Genomic DNA, 20,515 nt, shown 5'->3' on the forward strand with positions numbered 1-20,515 from the left:
AGGGTGCCGCCCAGCACGGTCAGCGCGGCCGAGGTCTCGGCGGCGCCGTTGAGGACCAGCGGTCCATTGGTGAGGACGGAGCCGTCGATGGTCAGGCCGGCGCTGTTGCTGGCATCGTGCAGGGTGATGTTATAGTAGCCGGCGTAATTGGTGAGCGTCCAGTTTTCCCAATTGATCAGCCCGGCGGTCTCGGTGGCGTCCAGCACCTGGTTGGTATACGAGAGGAACAGGGTATCATTGCCGGCACCGCCGTCGAAGGCGCGGCCGGTGGTGTTGTTGAGGATAACGGCCTCGACGAACACGCGGTCGCCGCCGCCGCCGCCGACCAGCGATTCCACATTGGTGACGGCCACCTGCACGCCGCCGGCCGCAAGCAGCACCGTATCGGTGCCCGCGCCGCCATCCACCTGGTCGATGCCCGCGCCGATATTCAGGATGTCGTCGCCGGTCGTTCCGGTCAGCATGGCATCCGGCCCGAGCACCGGATTGCCCGCGGCATCGAAGCGGCGGGAGAAAATGCCGCCGCCACTGGTATCCTGGAATCCGCTGGGCCAAGCGACCACAAAGCCGCCATCATCCAGCGCGGCCACCGAAACGGACGGATAACCCTGATCTTCCGGGCCATAGGTGTTGACGAGGAATTCGGGACCCTGCGCGGTTCCGGCGGCGTCATAACGCTGGCCGTAGATGTTGTAGCCGCTGCTGTTGCCGCTGCCCGCGACGCCCCGCCAGACCATGACGAAGCCGCCATCCGCCAGCGCCGTCACCGAGGGGTATGCCTCAGAGTGCCTGTTCGGCATCACGAACTCGGCGCCCACGGGCGCCCCGGCGGCGTCGAAGCAACGGCCGACCACGTCGATATCTGTGCCGGTGGGATTGCTATACCAGGTGACCACGAAGCCGCCGCCCGACAAGCCGGCGACCGCCGGGTCAAACTGGAGACCGGCGGTCGTCACGTTGATCGGGAATTCCGACCCTTGGGCGATTCCGGCGGCATTATAGCGCTGGCCGTAGATGCCGTAATTCGCGCCGTCCTGCAAATTGCTGTGCCAGACCACCACGAATCCGTTGTCGGACAAATTCGAAACGGCTGGGTAACGCTGGTCATCGGCGGTGGTGGTGTTGACCCGGAACTCGTCGGCACCGGTGGTCGTGCCGTCGCGGCTGACCGCCACGCCCGCAGCGTTGAAGCGCTGGCCGTAGATCCCGTAGGACGAGCCGTCCTGCCCGTTGCTAGCCCACGTCGCCAGGAAACCACCGTCGGACAAGGCCGTCGTCGAACTCATAGTCTGGTGGTTGAGCGTATATGGGTTGACCCGGAACTCGGCCCCTTGGGCGGTTCCCGCAGCGTCGAATATCTGGCCGTAGATGCCGGTGGCCGACCCGTCCTGGTTGTAGCTGTCCCAGGTCACCAGGAAGCCGCCGCCCGACAACCCGGTCACCGAGGGGTACGACTGGGCGTTGGCGGTAAAGGTGTTGACCAGGAATTGCGATCCCTGGGCCATGCCGGCGGCATCAAAGCGCTGGGCGAAGATTCCATCGCCATTCTGGTCGGCGCTCTGCCACACCACCACATGGCCGCCGCCGGTCAGCCCGGCCACCGCTTGATACGATTGGCTGCCGGCGACGGTGGTGTTGACCCGGGTGTCGGCCGCCGACAGGGTGACCGTGCCGCCGCTGAAGGACAGCGTCTCGATACCGGTCAGGCTGTCGGTGCCGTCGGGGCCGGTGACGGTCAGGGTCTGACCGGCATAGGCGAAGGTGTAAGCCGACACCGCACCCGAGAAGGACGCGGTATCGGTGCCGGCGCCGCCGTTGATGGTGTCGTTGCCGGCGCCACCGGTCAGGGTGTCCGCACCAGCGCCGCCATAAAGTGTATCGGCGCCTGCGCCGGTGGTGAGGGTCACCGCGCTGGTGCGCGTGATTGCCGCCACCGTCACGCCGCTGGTGGCGCCCGAGGCATCGACTTCACGAAGGCTGGAATTTTCGGCCTCGGTACCCATGATCACCGACTGCGCGGTGGCCGATGTGGAGGCCAGCTTGACCACCTCGACGCCAGTCAACTTGGCCAGATGAACGGGCGTAAGACCGGCGGTATCAGTGACCATCATCGTGTCGGTGCCGGTGCCGCCACTGACGGACAATCCAGCATCAAGCGCGGCAGAGGTCACCCTCAGCGTGTCGTTGCCGCCCATCAGATCGACCGAAGTCAGACCGGCGCCGACCGACAGGGTGTCGGGGTTGACAGTGCCGGTCAGCGTGGTCGCCGTGACGGCGCCATCGATGGTCAGCTTACGGCTGTAGATGCCGATGCCGTTGGTTTCGGCGGCATTCCAGGCAGCCACCAGACTTCCATCGGCCAATTGCTCGACGGAGGGGTATTGCGCCGTCGTAAAGGTGCCAGAGCCGATGGTCACTGCCCCGCCGACCGCCACGCCGGCCGCATCGAACCGCTGCAGATAGATGGTGCTGGTATTGCCGGCGTGGCCCCCGCCGGTAAAGGGATTGCTGTCGTAGACCACGACAAAGCCACCGTCGGACAAGGCCGTGACATCGGACCAGGCCTGCCAGCCGGCGACGGTCTGGTTGACCTGGACTTCGCCGGTCACCGGCGTGCCATTGGCATCGTACACCCTGGTATAGACGCCGTAATTGTCGCCGTCCTGATCAGGCCCCGAATGCCAGGTGGTAACAAAACCGCCGTTGGCCAGAACCGCCACATTGGTATCCCATTGGTCGCCAGTGGTGTAGCTATTGATCTGGGTTACAGCGCCTTGGGCCACGCCGTCGGTGGTGAAACGCTGGAAGAAAGCACCCTTGCCCGCGCCGTCGGCCGCCGTCCAAACCATCACGACTTCGCCGCTCGGCAATGTCTTGAGCTGGGCATAGTGGACGTCAGTGTAGCTGTCATCCACCAGGGTCAGCTCGGCGCCCACCTTGGCGCCCGCGGCGTCGAAGGCCTGTCCGCGAACCTGGAACGTGGTCGCGACTTGATGGTCCCATACCGCGAAGAAGCCACCATTCGGCAAGGCGGTGACGCAGGGATAAGCCTGGTAGCCGGCCGTGGTCGTGTTGACCAGGAATTCACCCTGGCCGACGCCGTTGGCATCAAAGCGCTGGCCATAGACACCCCAGGTTCCGGCGGCATCCTGGCCATCGGCGTGCCACAGGGCGACGAAGCCACCGTCGGCAAGGGCCGCGCCCATCTGTCCCCAGTGAGTTGTAACGGTATTGGTGTTCAGTTGGAACTCGGACCCGATGGTGCCATCCGCCTTGTACAGCCGCCCCATCACCGCATTGGTCATGCCCTGACCGTTGCTGTTCCACAAAACCACATGACCGCCACCGTTCAGGGCGACAATCTCGGGATACATCTGGTCATTATTGGTCGTGGTGTTGACCGCGCTTGTGGTCACCGCTGCCGTCAGCGTGCCGCCGCTAACCGTGGACGAAACCATCAGGTCGCGATCGGCGAAGCGCAGGGTCTCGATCCCGGTCAGCGAGTCGGTACCGTCGGTGCCAACCTGATCGGCGACAATGACGCTGCCGGCATTGCCCGAAATCAGGTAATCGGCGGCATTGCCCGAGAAGATCGCGATATCGGCGCCCGCACCGCCGGTCAGCGTGTCGTTGCCGCCCCCACCGGTCACGGTATCGTTGCCGGCGCCGAAATCGATGATATCGACATTGCTGCCGCCGACAAAGGTGTCGTTGCCGGCGGTGCCGCTGAAGGTGGCCAGCGACAAGGCGAACTGGTCGGTGACGCTGCCCCCCGCCTGATCGGTGGCGGTGACCTTGATCTGCAGGCTGGACCCGGCCAGACCGGATGGCGGCGTGCCGCTAAAGGTCATCGTCCCCGCATTGAACGAGAGCCAGCTCGGCAGGGCCGTGTTATCGCTTAGCGTCGCGCTATAGGTGCGAGTATCGCCCACATCCACATCGGCGAAGGTGCCGACGGTGAAGGTATAGGTGAAGCCAGTCCCGACCGAAACCGTCTGGTCAGCGATCGGCACTGCCACCGTCGGCGCATCGTTGAGCGGGTTGATGGTCATGGTGGCAGAGGTCGCATAGCTGCCGCCATGGCCGTCCGACACCGTATAGTTCAGCGTCACCGGGCCGTTATAGTTGGCGGCGGAGGTGAAGGTGAAGGTGCCGTCCAGATTATCAACCATAGTGCCGGAACTGGCAGTCAGCCCCGTGACCGACAAGGTATCGCCGTCGACATCGACGCCACCGCTGGTCAATTGAGCGGTGGTCAGGACGTGCGGCGCGTCCTCGTTGGCCTGCGGCAGAACCAGGCTGTTCCAGCCGATGGTGCCGGTCAGCGTGATGTCGTTGCCCTGACTTGAGCTGTCGATCAGGGTCGTGCCGGTGCCTTCATTGATCGCCCAGTCGCCGACCAGATTCGTGGTGACAGTGCCACCAGTCGCCAAGGTCGCCACTTCGGCCGGGCTCAGGCCCAGGGCGTAAACCTTCAGACTGCCCAACTGGCCGCTGTAATAATTGTTCGTGCCATCGGAACCGAACGCCGTCCCAGCGGTGGTTTCCACCGCCCCCAACTGGGTCGCGCCGATGGTCTGCGAGAACACTTCGACGCCGTTGACATAGACCCGGGCGACGGTGTTGTCCTTGACGAAGGCGACCTGCGACCATTCATTGAAGTCGATCACATTGGTGGGCGTGACCTTCCAGTCCCAGCCGGTGCTTTGCTTGCCGATGGCGAAGATCAGCGAGCCGTCCGGCTGGACGCGGGTGATCACCTCCAGCTGGCCGTTGGTGGCATACTGGCGCCACAAGACGCCATCGACGGCGTTCGGGTTGATGTCCATCACCACCGAGAAATTCTCGGCGCCCTGGAACTTGGTAACCGTGGTCGTCGGGATGGCGAAGGAATCGTTGCCGTCGAACACCAGCGCGGTCGGGCGATAGGGTGCGTCGTTGACCCCGGTCACGCCCGTGAACAGGTAATGGCTGTTCGAGAAGGGCGAGGCGCCGGTGATCGAGGTGGTGTCGGCGGTCACCACCGACCCGGTGGTGCTGAAGGCGCCGCCATAGGAATTGTCGATGGCCCGCACCAGCAGGCCGGTCGGCGATCCGTTGAAATTGGCATTGGGCAGGAAGCGGACCAGGCTGGAATTGGCCAACACCACCGAAGCGGCGTCGCTGGCGGCGCCGATATTGGTCCAGTTGGTGCCGCCGTCGGCGGAATATTGCCAAGCTCCCTGGGTGGCGCCGTTGGCGATCACCGCGATGCCGGTCATGGACGCGCCCGCATCGACATCCGAGAAGAAGCTGCCAAACAGACTGGAAACCGTGGCCCCGGCCGGATTGGCGGCATCCTCGGCCACCGGGTCCAGGTAACCGTCCACCGACAGAACCGGGGCGTCGTTGACCGCACTCACCGTCACCGTCGCGGTACCGGTGGTGGCGCTGAACGCGCTGGCGCCGCCATTGACGGTGGTATCGACCTTCAGCCCGTGGCTGCCGCTGGTCTGGTCCCAGGCCCGCCAGGTGAAGGTGGCGGTGCCGCTGGTATTGGCAGTGGGAACAAAGCGGACCTTGTCGGTGTCGGCCAGCAGCAGCGACGAGTTCGGAGCCACCAGGGCGAATTGCAGCCAATTGGTGCCGCCGTCAAGGCTGTACTCCCAGTTGCCGCCGGGTACCGTCGCATCGGTGACGGCGATGCCCTTCAGCGCGCCGGCGCCGTCGGCGTCGGTGACCTTGGCCAGCAATTCCGACACCGTATGGACGGTGGCCGTCGCGTCCTCGACCTGGGTGAAGCTGGCCGTGGTCGGACCGCCGAAGGTGACGGTGTTGAACAACACCTCTTCGTGACCGTCGCTGTTGGTGTCGCCCGGATAGACCAGGGCGACCCGGCCGTCGGCCATTTCCACCATCTCGGCATTGTTGGACCAGGCGAGGTTGCTGGGCGGCGTGATGACGATGGAATCGCCGATCTGCACGTCGTTGGCGCCGAAATGCTGGACGACGACCCGGGTTCCGCCGCCCGCATAGGCGCGCCACGACACCGCATAGCTGCCGTCGCTCAAGGCCAGAACCGTCGGGCTGCCGACATTCGACGGAGCCGGGGTGATGGTCGCCGTCAGGTCAATGGTGGTCCCGCCCGTCACGTTGCCGGCATTGTCCACGGTGAAGTGGCGCACGTGCGGCGCGCCATCGTCGTAGGCCACCACGAAACTGCCGTCGATCAGCGCCGCCGCCTGCGGCATGAACTGGTTCCCGGCACCGACGCTGTTGACGCGGAATTCGCTGCCGACCGGGGTCAGGGTGCCGCCGCTCAAGCTGAACACCCGCCCATCGACATCATAGTCGCCACTGCTGGAGACATTGTTCACGGTGCTCCAGAACACCGCGATCTTGCCGTTGCCCAGGCTGATCACCGAATTGACCGACTCGGTCGCGCCAGCGATGGAATTGACCTGGGTGACCGGGGTGACCGGCACGCCCGTATCGTTGTAGACCCGAACCGAAATCTGGCCGGTCGAGACGTTGGTGTATTCCCGCCACGCCACCGCGAAATTGCCGTCCGGCATTTTGGTCACGGACGGGAAATGGTCGCTGCCGCCCGAGTCGCCGATGATGATGCGACTGCCTTCCTGCACCCCGGACGAATTGAAGATGAAGGCGTCGACCCGCAACTCATTGTCGGCGATGACCACGAAGCGGCCGCCCGACAGCGGCGCCACCGTCGCCCGCACCCACGAATTGGCCGACGGCGCCAGAACGCCGTTCATCAGCGTGCTGTCCGCCGTCGCCGGGGTGCCGTCGGCATTCAGGATGCGGAAGCCGGCGAAGCCGCTGCCCCACGACACCACCATCTTGCCGTCGCTCAGCCGGGTGATGTGGTCGTTGTAGCCCCACGGATTGGCCGCCCCGTTGACCTGGGTGGCGGTGCCCACAACGTTGGTCAGCGGTCCAAGCGCCGGCGCGTCGTTGGCGCTGGTGACGTTGATCTGCATGCTGGCCGAGGAGGCCAGGGTGCCGTCGGACACATTGTAGTAAAGGTTGGCCGTGCCGGAATAATTGGCACTCGGCGTGAACGTCCAGGTGCCATTGCCGTTGTTGACCACGGTCCCGTTGGTGGCGGTGACCCCCGAAACGGTCAAGGTGTCGCCATCGACATCATTGGTGCCGGCCAGCAGTTCGGCCTGGGTGATCACCCGGGCCGTGTCCTCGGCGGTGATGGCGTTGGTCGCATTGACCACGACCGGCCCGTCATTGACCGGGGTGACGGTGGCGGTGAAGGTCTTGGTGGTGGTCGCGGTGCCATCCGACACGGCGACGGTAAAGGTGTCGGACCCGCTATAATTGGCGGCCGGCGTGTAGACCAGGCTGCCGCCGGCATTGATGGTGACGGTGCCGTGCGCCGCCTGGGTCTGAACCGTATAGGTCAGCGCCGTCCCTTCGGGATCGCTGGCGGAAAGCTGACCGGTAAAGGTGCCGTCCTCGGCCAAGGTCAGCGCCGAGACGATCGCCGGCGGCCCGCCCGAGGTCACCACCGACGGCCCGGGCGCGGTCCCGCCCCCGGCCACCGTCAGGCCGGCCAGGGTGTCGAGCGGCCATTGCCCGACCAGCCCGGCTTCGTTGCCGACCAGATCGACGCTCTTGGTCGATTCGATCTCGGCCAGGCTGCGGGCACTGTTCCACACCCGCACGTCGGCAAGGTCACCATTCAACGATCCGTTGCCGTCGCGACGGGCGCCGATCCACAATTGGGCCGAGATCCCCAGCGACGACGACCCGGCCGAGCCGGCCGAGGTCTTGGCCTGGTCGACGCCGTCCACATAGATGTGAACCTGCTTCGAGGCGTTGTCGTAGGAATAGCTGACGTGGTGCCAGGCGCCGTTGTTGAAGGTCGCGGTGGTCGAATAGCTGACGGAATTGCCGTCACCGAAATTCAGCTCGACCAGCAGGCGGCCGCCATCCATGGCGAACTGCGCCCACGAGGTGGCGCCGCCAGAGGTGTTGGTGGTGGCGATGCCCTTCCACGACCCGGCATCGGTGGTCTTGACCCACGCCTCGATGGTGTGGGAGCTGAACGACAGCGCGCTGGGCGTCTTCAGCGAATCATCGACGCCGTCGAAATGGACGTAAGCCGCCGTGCCGGTCAGACCGGCCACCACCGGCGCGTCGTTGACCGGGGTCACCGTCACGATCGACGTAGCCGAGGCACTGGCGGCGGTGCCGTCGGTGACGGTGACGTTGATGGTGCGCGAGCCGCTGGTTAGGGCATCCGAGCTGTTCGAGAAGGTGATGGAGCGCAACGCCGCCTGATAGGTGGCCAGCGTCGCCGAGCCGGTCAGGGTCAGCAGCCCGGTGCCGGCATTGTAGCTACCGGTGATGCCGCCCTGGTTGGCAAAGGTCAGGACGTCGCCGGCCTGGAAGCCGGCCATCGAGACGGTAGCCCCGGTCAGATTGGCGCTATCGACATCAAGCACGGTCAGGTCCGTGAACGGCACTACGGCCGTGCCGCCTTCGGTGTACGACGCCGTCGCGGTGGCCAGCGCCAACGTCGGCGCGTCGTTGACCGGACTCACCGACAGCGTTGCGGTGGCGGTGGTGATGCTGAACGCGGTGCCGTCGCCGTTCGTGCTGGTGTCGACCTTGGCGCCGGGCGTGCCGCTGCTCCGGTCCCAGGCCCGCCAGGAGAAGCTGGCGGTACCGGTATAGTCGGCATTGGGCACGAACCGCACCTTGTCGGTGTCGGCCAGCAACAGGGAATTGGTCGTCGATACCGTGCCGAAGGCGGTCCAGGTGCTGCCCGAATCGGTGCTGTACTGCCAGGTGCCACTGCCCGCCGGAGCGTCCGTGACGGCAATGCCGTGCAAAGCGCCGGCCCCGTCGGGGTCAGAGGTCGCCGCGGTTAGCGCCGAGACCAAGCTGCCTGTATTGCTGGCGGCGGCGACATCCTCGCCGATCGAGGTCAACGCCACCGATGGCGGGCTGAACGTGAACGAGCGGGCGGCGACGTTGATGTCGCTGGCCGGCTGGCTGCCCCAGACCACCGCATACGAGCCGTTGGACAGCGGACCGATGATCGCGTTGCCGCCGGTCTGGTCATTCAGCACCGTGCCCAGCACCAACTCGTCGGTGCGCGCCGTGCCGTCGGCGTTGAAGGCGCGGGCGACGTATTGTCGGGTGCCGTTGTCGCTGTACCAGCTGAGCACATAACCGCCATCGTCCGTCGCCGTGATGTGCGGACGGTACTGCACGCCGGCCGCGTTCTGGAGCGGATTGATCTCGCCACCCAACGCGGTGCCGTTGGCGGCGAAGTGACGCACGATGATGTCTGTGTTGGTGCCGGTTTCGTAGGCCACCACGAAACTGCCGTCGGAAAGCACCGCCACCGCCGGCATGGTCTGGCTTCCGGCCAGTGTCGAATTGACGATGAAGTTGGCCGCCACCACCGCGCCGTTCGGCGCCAGGATGGTGCCGACGATGTCCAGGCCGCTCCCGCCCGGCAGGTCTGGGCTTTGCCAGAAGACGGCGATGTTTCCGTTCTTCAAGCCGGCGACCGTCGCCCACAACTGCTCGTCAGTGTTGTCGGTGTTGATCTGGCGTTCGGACAAAACCTCGTTGCCGTTGGCGTCGAAGGTCCGCAGGAAGATGTTGCGGGTGGCCCCGACACCGCCGGACCAGGCGACGGCGAAGCCGCCGTCGGCCAGGCCGCCCACCTGCGCGAATCCCTGCCCGTCCGGCACGGTGGAGTTGGCAAGAAAGTCATTGCCACGGGGCGTGCCGTTGGCATTGAAGATACGAGCGCGCACGTCGAGCGTGGCGTCGGAATTGTTCCAGGTGACGACGTAGCCGCCATCGGTCAGGGCGGCCACCGAGGCCAGTCCCTGGTCTCCGGTCGTGGTCGAATTGGCCAGCACATCGGCCGCATCGCGGGCGGTGCCGTCGGCGTTGAAGCGCCGTACGGCGATGGCGCCATACTCCGCGTCGCCGGGCATGGCCCCTTGCCAGGCGACAACGTAGCCACCATCGGCCAGGCGCGCCGCGCTGGGCTGGTACTGGCCACCCGACGTTATGGAGTTCGCCGTGGTGGTCGAGCCACCGGACATCTGGAACGTGGAAAATACCGGCGCGTCGTTGACCCCGGTCACCGTCACGGTGGCGGTGATGTTGGCGGCGCTGGTGCCGTCGTCGGCGACGACGGTGATCAGGCGCGACGTCGTCGAGGGATTGTCGAGCGTGTTGGTATAGGTGACCGAACGCACCGCCGCCTGATAATCCGCCAGCGACGAATTGCCGGTCAGCGTCAGGATGCCGGTGCCCGCATTGTAGCTGCCGGTGACGTTGCCCGCCGGCGTGAAGGACAAGACATCGCCGGCCTGCGGATTGTCGATCCTGACCACCATGCCGCTGAAACCGCCGGTATCGACGTCGGTCAGGGTCAGGTTCGTCAGGGGCTGCGTCGATCCGCCTTCGATGAACATCGATGTCGGATTGGGGAGCGTCAGCACCGGCGTATCGTTGATCATGCCGATGGTGAAGGCCACCGTCTGCGGCGCCGAATAGCTGGTGCCGTCATAGGCCCGCAATTGCAGCGAGTCGTTGTTGATCTCGTTGCCGTCGTGCAGATAGGTGACGTTGCCGGCCAGCAACTGGGCATGGGTGAAGGTGCCGTTTGCAGCCAGCGGGGTGCCGTTGACGCGGATGGCGCCGTTGGCGGGGATGCTGACCAACTGATAGCTGAGCGACGTCCCGCTTTCCAGGTCGAACCCGGCGATCATCGTGCTGGTCAGGGTGACCGACTGGCCTTCGGTGGTGGTCGCCGCCAAGGTGCCGCCCAGGGCCGGCGCCATGTTGGTGACGCCCGCGAACGACATGGCGATGTCGGTGTCGATCTTCAGCGTGGCGGCGCCGTTGCTGAACACCGCATAGGTCTGGCCCGAGGTGAACAGGTTGGTGAACGACCACCCGGTGTCGGTGACATTGACGCTGTCGCCGGCGGAACCGTCGACGAACAGCAGGTTCCCGCCGCCGGTAACGGCGGTGACCGCCGACGCGCTGAGCGTCAGGCTTTGGTTACCGCTGTTCCAGTTAAGGCTGACCGCCTCGATGCCGGAAATCTGCGCCGTCATCGTGGTGAGGTTCAGGGCGCTGGCGCCGTTGCCGTCGCTGTCGATGGCCAGCATATCCCAGCCGCTGCCGCCGGTGATGGTGTCGGCGTCGCCCGCCCGGTGCAGGAAGGTGTCGGCCCCCGCGCCGCCGGTCATGACGTCGGCGCCCTGGCCGCCGGCCAGGGTCGAACCGCCAGCCGCGGCGATCAGGGTGTCGGCGAAGTCCGAGCCGCGAACGCTGGCGATGTTGGTCAGGGTATCGGTGCCGCCCAACCCGTCGGCGGCGGTGCCGGCGGACAGATCGACGGTCACGCCCGCCGCCGAGGTCTCGTAAAGCGCCCAGGTGTTGCCGCCGCCGCCGATCAGACTGTCGTTGCCGGCCCCGCCGGTCAGGCCCGACCAGCCGCTGGCCCGGCCGGTCAGGGTGTCGCCAAGCGCCGAGCCGACCACCGAATCGATGGCCTGGAAGGTGTAGGAATCGCCACCCGAGCTGCCGGTGCCGGCCGACAGGTTGGCGGTCACCGCCAAACCCGACAGGCCGAACGACACTTCGCCGCCCTTGATATTGCCCCAGGCGTCGGTGGTCGAATCGCCGATGAAGGTGTCGGACCCGCCGCCGCCGAAGAACATGTCGTCGCTGCCGCCGCCGGTCAGGACGTCCGCCCCGCTGGTGCCGACGATGACGTCGTGCTGGGTGCCGCCGGTCAGGCCGGTGGCGAAGCTGCCCACGCCGTCATCGCCCAGGAACTGCTCAATGGCGTTGCCGCCGAAATGGTTCTTGATCAGCACCGAGCCGCCGCCGGCCGCAGGCGAGAAGCGGATCACCATATCGGTGCCCACCCGTTCGATCCCCTTCAACTGCCACTGGGCGATGGCCGACACGTCCAAGGTGTCGTTGCCGGCGCTGTCGAACAAGGTCGCCTGGCCCGACGGGATCACACTGGCGGTATAGGTGTCGTCGCCGGCCCCGCCGACCGCCATGTCGCCGCCCACCGCGCCGGCCAGCGCGATGGTATCGTTGCCGATGCTGCCGGCCGTCAGGCGCCCGCTGACACCGCCCACATTGGCGAATTGCGGCGACGTGCCGACGCCGGTCAAGGCGACCAGGGTGCCGTCGAAATCGGTGCCGGAGCCATTGCCCTTGACGTACAGCCAGCCATCGGTGCCGTTGGACAGGAACACCACCGCGTCATCGACCGTCGGGTCAAGGGCGGCGATCGCCGCTGCAACGTTGGTGCCCACCACCGCGACCGGCGACACATAGAACTTGTAGTCGCTGGCGCCGCTGAAATTCAGGACATCGGTCCCGCCGAAATCAGTGATGGTGTCGGTGGCTGCTACGGTCGAATCGCCGGCGCCGATCATGAAGGAATCCATGCCGGCGCCGCCGGTCAGCATATCTGCGCCGCCGCCGCCCCGGATGGTGTCGGACCCGCCGCCGCCGCTGATGGTGTTGACCGCGGCATCACCCAGCAAGGTGTCGTCAAAGGTGCTGCCGATCAGGTTTTCGATGCCCGAGATGGTATCGGCGGACCCGAACCCGTCATCGGTCATCGTATTGGTGGCCAAGTTGAGATTGGCCGCCTGGACGGCGTTGGCGAACGACAGGGTGTCGCTGCCAGTACCACCGGCCAAAACGTCGGCCCCGGCCGAGGCCACCAGCACGTCGTTGCCGGCACCGCCATCCAACATCTCGGCGCCCGACGTGCCGCTCAGCAGGTCGGCGCCGCCGCCGGACAGAACCGTGCTGATCCCCATCAGGCTGTCGGTGCCGATGTCGGCACCGCCGGCCATGCCCACGCCCAGATCCACCGTCACCGCCCCGGTGATGGCGGTCAGGTCATAGCTGTTGGCGCCCGAACCGCCGTCGATCATGTCGGAACCGTCGCCGACGGTGGCCACGAAGCGATCGTCGCCCATGCCGCCCATCAGCATGTCCGCCCCGCCCATGCCGGTCAGGGTGTCGTTGCCGGTGCCACCGACCAGAGAGTTGGCCGCAGCATTGCCTTTGATCTGGTCGTCACCTTGGCCGCCGACCACATGCTCGATGCCGCTGACGGTGTCGTTGCCGATTTCCGCGCCGGCCGCCGTGCCGGCGGTCAGGTCCACCACCACCGTCTGGTTGGCGCTGGACAGGATCAGCGTGTCGTTGGCGTTGGTATCGTTCGCGGCGGTGCCGCCGTAATAGACGTCGTCGCCCGCGCCGGCTCCGCCCACGATGACGTCGGCGCCGTCGCCGCCCGAGACGGTGTCGTTGCCGGCGCCGCCGATCAGGGTGTCGGCGGCCGAACCGCCGGTGATGACGTCGAAGCCCGTGCCGCCGGTGACGGTCTGGGCGATGGACAGCGGGCTGCCGTCGTAAGTGCCATCAACATTGGTCACCATGGCCGAGCCGACGGCGACATACAGGGTCTTGGTGGTGGTCAGGCTGGTCAGGCCATCGACGGTGGTGACCATCACCGGCAGAGCCAGATCGGTCTCGCCGCCAGCCGGGAAGGTCAGGGTATGGTTGCCCAGATTGGCCGGCAGCACCCGCCACACGCCGCCGCCCAGGCTGGTGGCGTTGGTGATGGTCGCCCCGGCCGGCACGTTGTAGATATCGACCCAGGCGATGGTCTCGCTGGGGTCGGTGACCACTGCCGACAGGGCCAGCGTCGCGGTCTGGGTGACCGTGTCGGGAACCCAGGTCGGCGACGAGGTCAGCGCGCCGGTATGGTTGCCGCCCGACAGGTCGGCCGTCGTGGTCCCGGTGCCTTCGCTGAAGGTCCAATAGCCGACCAGGTTGGGATCGGTCGGGCTGGGCGCGCTGGTCACGTCGGCCAGAATCTGGCTGGCGCTGCGCGGGGTATTCCAGATGCGGACGTCCTCGATGGTGCTGCTGGACGGATCGCTGCCGCCGGCGCGCGCGCCGATGGTCAAGGGGGCAGTGACGGCCGCCGGATCGCCGGTCGGATTTTCCTCGGCCTCCTTAACGCCGTTGACGTAGATCTTCGAGGTCGTGCCGTCCCATGTCGCCGCGACATGGTACCAGGTGTTGGCGGCAAGGACGGTGGTGCCGGATTGGTGGACATAGCCGGTCGAGGCGAAGGTCCACTGGCTCGAGGCCATCGCGAAGGTGGCCCCGCCGCTGCCGTTCGGCTTGGTGTGCAGCAGCCAGCTGCCACCCCAGGCACCCTTTTCCACCAGGACCGTCTCGTTAGTGATGTCCGTCAGCTTGACCCAGGCTTCGACGGTGAAACCGCTTTCGACGTTCAGTTCGGCATCGTGTGGCACCGACACATAGGAGCCGCCGGTAAAGGTCAAGCCGCCGCCATGGGCCGCCGCCGCACCGGTCGCCTGCGCCGTCGGCACCGACACGGTCGGCGTGTCCATGACCTCGGTGACCATGGTGTCAATGGTCGCCACCTGGGCCGACAGGGCGGTCGAGCCGCCATGGCTGGCGGCGTTGAGCGTGACCTTGCTGGCCCCGCTGGTCCAGGCGCCGGCATAGCTATTGTCGACCGCCCGCACATCCAGGCCGGTCGGGGTGCCGTCATAATTGGCGACCGGCAGGAAGCGCAGCTTCGATGCCGCCGACAGCGCAAGCGCGGTGGCATTATCGCCGACGGTGCCGACATCGTGCCAATTGGTGCCGCTGTCGGTCGAATATTGCCAGACGCCCTGGGTGGTGGAATTGGCGCTGTTGCCGACCACCGCCACACCGGCCAGGGTGCCATCGACATCGACCACCAGGCCGGCCGTCACGGCGCCGACCGACAGGCCGGCCGGGGCGGTGGTGTCCTCGGCGATCGTCGGCACGATGGCATGCTGGCTCGGCTGGGCCGAAATCTTGATGTTGTCGAGGCCGGACTCGCCGTTGCCGCCGCCGAAGACGATGGCGTTCCAACTGGCCGGATCGGCCCCGCCGCTCGCGCCCAAGGCCGCAGGAATGTTGCTCAGGCCGGACACCGTCTGCCAGGTGCCGCCGCCGGGCTGGGTGAGTTCCTTGTATTCCAGACTCAGGCCGCCCTGGTTGGAATTGGCCGTCGGATCCAGGGTCAGCCGGAAGCGCACCCAGCCAGTGGCATAGGAATCGTTGGCCAGGTTAAGCGCCTGCCATGCCGTCTGGGTGCCGTCAGCCAAGTGCAGGCTGACCGATTCCGAGGGCGTCTGGCGGATTTCAACACCAATCGACGCCTCGCCGGTATCGAGAGCATTACCATCCAGCAAATTGCCGTCGATATTGATGTCGCGGCCCAGCCGGAAGAACGATCCCCAGTAATTCGGCGTGGTGTCGTATTCGATCACCAGCTTGTCACCCGGCTGACGGGCCGGCAGCGCCATCATTCGCGAGATGTTCAGCTGGGTCGATTGCGGGCTGAGCGGCTGATAGGCCTTGCCGTCGGTGAAGGCGCCGGTGGCGGACGTATCGCCCACCAGGGCGTGGGTGCCGCCCAGAGTGTTGGCGACCCAGCCGTCCTGGCCGGCGATGCCGCCGGGGGTCAGATTATTGAAATCATAGGTGACCGAGGTCAGGTCGGTATCCAGCAGAACCGGCGCGTCGTTGACCGAGGTCACCTGGGTCGAAAGCGAGGTGGTGGTATTGGCGAAGGGCGAGGTGCCGCCGCGCACCGAAACGTCGGTGACGAACAGGTTCCCTGCGCTGTCGGACCAGCCGCCGCCATAGGAATTGTCGATGCCGCGAACCACCAAAGCCGGCGGCGCCCCGCTGTAATCGAGGGCCGGCACGAACCGCACCAGACTGGAAGCCGACAAGGTCACGGCGGCGGTGCTGTCGTTGCCGGGGCCGATATTGGCCCACTGGGCGCCACCATTGCTGGAGAACTGCCACGTGCCCTGAGTCTGGGCATTGGCACTGTTGCCGACCACCGCCACGCCGGCCAGAGACGCCCCCGCGTCAACGTCCGTGAAATTGGCTGAGAACAGGCTGCTCACCGTCACGCCGGCCGATGGCGCGCTGTCTTCGACCACCGCCGCCAGCGTCGCCGTGGCGGTCATGGTCGGGGCGTCGTTGACGGCCGATACCGCCGCGTTCAGCGTGCCGGTGGTGCCGGAAATAGCCGTGGCGTTGCCGTTGGTCACCGTGCTGGTGGTGATGCGGGTGACCGCATCCGAGAACAGGCCGGTGAAGGTGTTGTCGATGGCCCGCACGGTCAGGCTGGGGGTGGTGCCCTCGTAATTGGCCACCGGGGCGAAGCGCAGCTGGGTCGCGGCCGACAGCGACAGCGCCGAGCCGGTGTCGTTGACCGTGCCGACATCCGTCCAGGTGGTGCCGTTGACCGAATATTGCCATTTGCCCTGGGTGGCGGCGTTGGCGCTGTTGGCCACCACCGCGATGCCGGCCAGCGAGGCGCTGGGATCGGGATCGACGAAGACATCCCCGAACAGCGCCCCGACGGTCATGCCGGTCGGCGTGGCGGTGTCTTCCTCGACGGAATAGGTCGCCGGTTCGGACAGGCTGGGGGCGTCGTTGGTGCCGGTGACGGTCGCGTGCAGCGCCTTCGTCGTCTGCGAGAAGGCGGACGTTCCCGTCCGCGTCCCGGTATCGATGGTGATCTTGGTCGCCGTCGCGCTGTTCGACCAGGTGCCGCCGCCCGACGCATAGGTGTCGTCCACGGCGCGCACGATCAGGTCGGGCATGGCGCCGGAAGCGTCGGACGTCGCCAGGAAGCGCAGCTTGGCGCTGGCCTGCACCGCCAAGGCGGCGCCGGTATCGTTGACCGTGCCGACATTGGTCCAGGTGGTGCCGTTGTCGGACGAGAACTGCCAGACGCCGTCCTTCACCGGATCGGCACTGTTGCCGACGATGGCGACGCCGCCCATCGAACCGCCGACATCCGGGTCCGAGAACAACGTGCCGAACAGCGCGCTGACCGTCGCGCCGGTCGGATTGGTGGCACCCTCGGCGATGGTGGGCAGGCTGGCGTCGGCGGTGAAGGTCGGCGCGTCGTTGACGTTCGACACCGTGACCGTGACGGTGGCGTCGCTGGCCGAATAGCCGGTGCCGTCATGGGCCTTCCAGCCGAACGTGGCCGACCCGGTATAGCTGCCGTTGGGAACGAAGCGCAGATAGCCGGCATTCAGGTTGGGCACCGTCACCGTCACTTCGCCGGTCTGCAGCAAGGTGGTGGTGACCGGAGTCCAGGTGGTGCCGTCGGTGGTGAATTCCAGCGTGCCCGAGGCCGCCGTCGGAATGGTGGTGATCTTGATCTTCGAAAGCGCGTCGCCATCGACATCGGCGAAGGCGCCGGCGAAATCGGACGCCTGGAAGATGTAGGGGGTCTCTTCGACCGTGGCCTTGGTGAAGGCCGACACCACCGGCAGGTCGTTGGTGCCGGTCACCGTGACGGTGACGGTGCCGATTGTGGTGCCGCCCTTGCCGTCGGACGCGGTGTAGGTGAAGGTGTCGGTCCCGGTCTCGCCGGCCCGAAGCGACTGGAATTGCGCGGCGGTCGGGCTGTAGACCACCTTGCCCGAACTGATCGCCACCGTGCCCTTGGCGCCCTGCGTCACCGCCGAGATCGACAGCGTGTCGCCGTCGAAATCGCTGTCGTTGGCCAACACATCGATGGTGACCGGCGTCGAGGAATTGAGCGCGGTACCGACATCGGCCACCACGGTCGGGCTGTCATTGACGCCCAGCACCGTCACCGTCACCGTGGCGGTGTCCGAGGTGACCTTGGTCTCGGTCAGGCCGGTATAGGAATTGGTCAGCGTCACCGTGTTGGTGATGGTGTAGGTAAAGCTGTCGGTGCCGTAGTAATTGGCATCCGGGGTATAGATGACCTGGGTGCCGTCAGCCGACAGCGTGACCTTGCCGTGCCCGGGCGGCGTCACCTGTCCGACCGAGATGATGCGGCCCTGGTTCAGCGCCGCCCCGTCGGTCCGGGTGTCGTTGGCCAGCACGTTGATGGTGGCGGTGCCGTCTTCCGACATGGTCACCGTATCGTTCTTGGCGTCGGCGGCGGCGGCGGCCGCGGCCGTTTGCACCGCCTGGGCGGCGGACAGTTGCGCCGCCTGGGCGACCTGGCTCTGCCATCCCGAGAAGCTGGTCGACAGCGCCGCCGCATCGGCCACCAACTGGTTGGCACTCGACACCTGCAGGCTGGCGATGGTCGCCTTGTTCTTGGCGTTGGTGGCAGCCGTGGTCGCCTCGGTCGCCAGGGTATTGGCGGCCTGGGCGTCGGCGATCGTGTTGACGTCGCCATGGCTGGCATGGTTGGGCGAGGTCAGGTCGATGGTGTTGATCGCGGTGACCTTGGCGCTTGCCTGGTCCGAGAAGGTGGTGGCGTCGGTCACCGCCGCCGCCGCCAATTGCTTGATGCCCAACGCGCCGACACTGGTGCTGTCGGCCTTGGCCAGCAAGGCCACCGCCTTGGCGCGAATCCCGTTGGCGACGCTGGAATCGGCGCCGGGATTGGCCGCCTTCCAGGTGTCGATCGAACTGATGATGGTGGTGAGCTTATTCAGCACCGAGCCGGCGGCGTTGGCATCGGCGCCGATGATCTGGTCGACGCTGGTCTTCGCGGTGGCGGCGGCACTCTTGGCGGCCAGGGCGTCGGCTTCCGAGCGCTGGGCGCCGGCATAGGCGCTATCGACCGCCTGTTCGAAGATGGCGGCGGCGTTGCTGGCGTTCGACGCGGCGGTCGCCGAGGCGGCGGCCGAGCTTTCGGCATTGGTGGCGGTGGCAAGCGCCCGGTCGGCGTTATCGACCTGGGTCGCCGCCTCGTTCTTGGCGGCCAGCGCCTTGTCGGCCCAAGCCTGCGCAGACGTGCTGCTTTCCAGGGTGAAGGCGCCGGTGGACAAGGTCACCGTCTTGACCAAGTCGGCGGCCGCAGCGGCCGCGACGGCGTCGCCGCTGGTGGAATTGGGGTTGTCGTAGGCGTTGATCGCCGCCTGATAGGCGGTGTTGGCCTCGCCCCGCGCCGTGGCGGCGGCGGCCTTGGCGGTGGCGGCATCGGTGCTCCACTGGGCGGCGGTCTTGCCCAGGTAAAGGGCATTGGGATTGACCTCGGACGCCGCGTTCATCGCCGCCTGGGCGGCGCGGTCGGCATAGGTCTTGGCCAGGTCGGCCTGGGCGGCGGCCGTCGCCGCCTTGGCCTTGGCGATGTCCAACTGCGCCGCCGCCGTCTGGTACAGCGTGCGGGCGGAATCGGATTGGGTCAGAAGGGTGGTGGCGGCGTTGACCACCAGTAATTGGTCGGCGACGACCGTGCGCTGGGCATCGACATTGGTCTTGGCGGCATCGACGATGGCCGCCAGACGGGTGACTTCCGCCTTGGCCGCCTGGATGGTGTTGACATACTCGGTGGCCTGGCCGGCGCTGACGGTGGCCGCCCCCAGCTTGGTGCCGCCGATGGTCTGGGTGATCAGCGCCAACTGGCCATAGGCGCTTTTGGCGGTGGCGCCGTCATTGGCGGAACCCAGCGCGGTGTTGGACTGGCTGACCGCGTCGTCCAGGGCACCTTGGGCCAACAGCGCCTTCTTGTAGGCGGCATCGATCAGCGCGCGCGCCGTCTGGTCCGACGATGCCGAAGCGGCGGTATTGCCGACCCGCGCAGTGTAGGCGGTCAGCATGGTGGCGATTTCGCCGGCGGCGGAGGCCTTGGCGGTGGTCGCCGCCGCCGCCTTGCCCAGGGCGTCGTTGGCGGTGCCGGTGGTATCGACGATGTTGGCGGCCAGCGACTGCAACTCGGCGGCATCGGCCCGCGCGATGGCGATGGTGACCTTGGTCTCGGCATCGGTCAGCGCCTTGGCGGCGGCAGCGACCTTGCCCGAGATGTCGGATTGCAGGTTGGCCACCACCTTGACCTGATCCTGGGCCACGGCCGCCTTGATGGCCGCCGATTCCGAGGCGGCGGCGGCGGTCTTGGCGAAGACGCCGGCCGCTTCCGCCGCGGCCTTGGCGGTGGCGAGGTCGCTGGCGGCGGCGGCGGCGGCGGCCTGGCCGGCGGCATCGTTGGTGGTGCCGGTGGCGTCATAGGCGTTCTGCGCCGACGCGGCCAGCCCGGCCGCATCGTCGGTGCTGTTGGGGGCGTCAAAAGCGTTGGACGCGGCCGTATAGGCGGCGTCGGCCTTGGCGGAGGCCGACAGGACGTTGTTGCCGGCATCGCCCAACACCGCCACCCGGGCGGTGCCGATGGCGGTGTTGGCGGTGCCGCTGGCGGTGTTCAGCGCATTGACGTCGACACCGTTGACGGTGACGCCCTGGCCCTGCAGCGTGGTCAACTTGGTCTGCAGCGCGGCGATCTTGTCGGCCAGCGCCTTGTAGCGGCCGGCACTGGAATCGCCGAAATCGGTCAGGCGACCGGTGGCGTCGGTGATCTGGGTGTTCAGCGTGGTGCGCAGGTCGTTCGACCCGGTGCCGTCGATCAGGTCGCGGGCGGCCTGGGCGGCGGCCTGGGCTTCGGCGGCCTTGGTCGCCGCGC

The 20,515-nt window shown here is 66.8% G+C and carries 1 protein-coding gene (only partly in view); it reads right to left on the bottom strand.

All 20,515 nt of this window come from inside a single coding sequence — locus A6A05_RS04685, LamG-like jellyroll fold domain-containing protein (RefSeq protein ID WP_068497959.1), on the bottom strand. Of the gene's 44,892 coding nucleotides, 6,592 precede the window and 17,785 follow it; the stretch shown corresponds to coding positions 6,593–27,107 — codons 2,198 (partial) to 9,036 (partial); reading right to left, the first codon wholly in view occupies window positions 20,511–20,513. The start codon and the stop codon both lie outside this window.

The organism is Magnetospirillum moscoviense (genome assembly GCF_001650635.1).
GTDB classification, from domain to species: domain Bacteria; phylum Pseudomonadota; class Alphaproteobacteria; order Rhodospirillales; family Magnetospirillaceae; genus Magnetospirillum; species Magnetospirillum moscoviense.